This window comes from Mesorhizobium sp. M7A.F.Ca.CA.002.09.1.1 (genome assembly GCF_003998555.1).
Classification (GTDB): Bacteria; Pseudomonadota; Alphaproteobacteria; order Rhizobiales; family Rhizobiaceae; genus Mesorhizobium; species Mesorhizobium ciceri.
In genome coordinates this window covers 1-2509 of the sequence record NZ_RZRR01000829.1, presented here as the reverse complement: position 1 = coordinate 2509, position 2509 = coordinate 1, and the positions used below count along the sequence as shown (strand labels likewise).

General features: G+C 64.2%; 2 protein-coding genes. One reads left to right on the top strand and one right to left on the bottom strand.

What is annotated here, in order from left to right:
• Window positions 1-2: 2 nt before the first annotated feature.
• Window positions 3-1238 carry a 23S rRNA (adenine(2503)-C(2))-methyltransferase RlmN gene (gene rlmN / locus EN994_RS26920; protein ID WP_063169553.1) on the bottom strand — a complete coding sequence of 412 codons (1236 nt, stop codon included), beginning with the start codon at window positions 1236-1238 and terminating at the stop codon, window positions 3-5.
• A gap of 379 nt (window positions 1239-1617) precedes the next feature.
• Here rlmN and EN994_RS26915 point away from each other — a divergent pair.
• Window positions 1618-2509: chloride channel protein (locus tag EN994_RS26915; RefSeq protein WP_164746231.1), on the top strand; the 892-nt coding region annotated here is incomplete at its 3' end.

Below are 2509 nucleotides of genomic sequence, written 5' to 3'. Positions count from 1 at the left end.
GTTCACGCCTCGCCGTGCCCCGCTATCATCATCGCTTCCAGAGCCAGCCGGTCGACCTTGCGCATGCGCTCGGAGTCGGATTTGAGCTGGCCGCAGGCGGCGAGGATGTCGCGGCCGCGCGGCGTGCGGATCGGCGAGGCATAGCCGGCATTGTTGATGTAGTCGGCGAATTTCTCGATCGTTTCCCAGTCCGAGCACTGGTAATTGGTGCCCGGCCACGGGTTGAACGGGATCAGGTTGATCTTGGCCGGAATGCCCTTGAGCAGCTTGATCAGTCCCTTGGCGTCCTCGATGGAATCGTTGACGTCCTTCAGCATCACATATTCGAAGGTGATGCGCTTGGCGTTCGACAGGCCGGGATAGGCGCGGCAGGCGGCGATCAGTTCCTTCAGCGGATACTTCTTGTTGATCGGCACAAGCAAGTCGCGCAGATCGTCATTGGTGGCATGCAGCGAGATTGCCAGCATGACGCCGATTTCCTCGCCGGTGCGGAAGATTTCCGGCACGACGCCGGAGGTCGACAGCGTGATGCGCCGCTTCGACAGGGACAGGCCGTCACCGTCGGAAGCGATCAGCAGCGCCTTCTTCACCGCTTCGAAATTGTAAAGCGGCTCGCCCATGCCCATCATGACGATATTGGACACTTTGCGGCCTTCGGCCGGCACGATGGCGCCGTCGGGCGTGTCGCGGTCAGGGAAATCGCCGAGCCGGTCGCGGGCGGTGAGCAGCTGGGCGAGGATCTCCTCGGCCGTCAGATTGCGCACCAGCTTCTGCGTGCCGGTGTGGCAGAACGAGCAGGTCAGCGTGCAGCCCACCTGCGAGGAGATGCACAGCGTGCCGCGACCCTCTTCGGGAATGTAGACGGTTTCGATCTCGACAGGCCGGCCGGCGCCGCGCGGCGGAAAGCGGAACAGCCACTTTCGCGTGCCGTCGGCGGAAATCTGCTCCTCGACGATCTCGGGCCTGGCGACGGTGAAATGCTTGTCGAGCTCAGCACGCAGATCCTTGGAGATGTTGAACATGCCGGCGAAATCGGAGACGCCGCGCACATACATCCAGTGCCACAGCTGCTGGGCGCGCATTGTCGCCTGGCGCTCGGGCACAGCGCCTGATGCAACCAGAGTCTCGGCGAGTTCGATCCGCGTCAGGCCGATCAGCGACTGCTTTTCGGGCTGTGCCGAGCGGGCACGCAACGCGTCGCGGGCGCTGTCAGTGGTGAGATCGAATGAAAGGGTCATGGTTGCACTGATATAAGCGGTTTGCGGCCGATTTCACGCATCGTGCCGGAAAGGAAGCGCGGCGCATAGCACAGGTTGAGGGCAGAGTCATGCTCAGCTAGCTTTACGATCTACGATCGCCTTGGAACGACGTCGGCACCGCCCCTCGTCATGGCGGGCATTTCTCTCCCGATAATGCCTGTCTTGCGGCGGCAGCGCGTTTGGCTGATGGCTTCCCCCACTCCGTCGAGCGTAGCTCGACGGAGTGGGGGTCGACCTTTCACCGAAGCGATGCTTCCGCCTGGCACTCAGGCGAGCGCCAACGACAGGTTTTTCCGGCGCTAGTTTAATAGACTGCCCAGCTGTGTTAGGCCGAAACATTCCCCGCTCGAGGACAGACATGGCCGGCACATCGCGAAAATATCCCATGCTGCGGCGTTCGCGCGCGATGTGGGGCTCACGGCGGGTCTGGCAGCCGCGCCTGGTGTTCTGGGCCGGCGCGCTTGGCATCGGTGTGATCAGCGTGCTGTTCGCGGTGCTGGCCGACAGGGCGCAGGAACTGTTTCAACTGATGACAGGAGATGCAGGCGGCTGGCGTTTCTATCTGCCGCTTGCCATTACGCCGTTGGGTTTCGTGCTGTGCGCCTGGCTTGCCCACACCTTCTTTCCCGGTTCGCAAGGCAGCGGCATTCCGCAGGCGATCGCCGCCCGCCATCTGCGTGACGACGAGGACCGCAGCCACATCCTGTCCCTCAAACTGGTGGCCGGCAAAATCATGCTCACCATCGTCGGCCTGTTCTGCGGCGCCTCGATCGGCCGCGAGGGTCCGACGGTGCAAGTCGGCGCGTCGCTGATGCTGCAGGCGGCACGCTGGGGCGGCATGGTGCAGGCCCGGGGTCTGATCCTGGCCGAGTCGGCCGCCGGGATTGCCGCCGCCTTCAACACGCCGCTGGCCGGCATCGTCTTCGCCATCGAGGAGATGGGCCGCACCTATGAGGCGCGAACCAACGGGCTGGTGCTGACGGCGGTGATCCTGGCCGGTCTCGCTTCGCTCGGGCTGCTCGGCAACTACACCTATTTTGGCGTCGCCAGGGACACCATCTCGTTTGCCGCCGAGTGGCCGCTGGTGATTGCCTGCGGCGTCATCGGCGGCGGGTTCGGCGCGCTGTTCTCGCTGCTGGCGTTGAAGGCGACGCGGCGGATCCGGCGCTGGAACACTGGGCAGCCTTTGCGGCGCGCCCTGATCGTGGCCGCAATCTGCGGGCTTGCGGTGGCGGTGATCGGCATTGCCT